Here is a 592-nt window from a genome sequence, read left to right on the forward strand (position 1 = left end):
ATGCAGCGCCTCGGCATCGCCCGGCACGTCGTGGTGCAGCCCTCGACCTACGGGGTCGACAACAGCCTCCTCGTCCAATCCCTGACGGCGTTCGGGCCGACCGCCCGCGGCATCGCGATGCTCGACGCCTCGGTCACGCCCGACGAACTGAAGCGGCTCGACGGGGCCGGCATCCGCGGCGTCCGGTTCGGGACGCGCCTGCCGGGCGGTGCGCCGATCACCGACATGGTGCCGGTCGCCCGCAAGATCGCCGACCTCGGCTGGCACATCCAGCTGGTCTCCGACGGCGACAAGATCGTGGAGCTGGCCGACACCCTGAAGGGCCTGCCGGTCCCGGTCGTGTTCGACCATATGGGCCACCTGCCCGAGCCCGCCGGCCCCGACCATCCGGGCTTCAAGGTCATCGCCGACCTGATCGACCAGCACGGCGCCTAGGTGAAGCTCACCGGCGCCTATATCCTCTCGAAGGTCGGACCGCCGGGCTACGCCGACCGGAGCCGCCTCGCCCGCGCCTACGTGCAACGCGCCCCCGAGCGCCTCGTCTGGGGCAGCGACTGGCCGCACCCGACCTCCCCGGCCGACGCCAAGCCGG

At 72.3% G+C, this 592-nt stretch carries 1 pseudogene; it reads left to right on the forward strand.

The features are described 5' to 3' along the window. Positions 1-592: pseudogene (locus tag ACU8YE_RS24020) on the forward strand (amidohydrolase family protein); the annotation flags it as partial.

It is taken from the genome of Ralstonia sp. VS2407 (genome assembly GCF_052950655.1).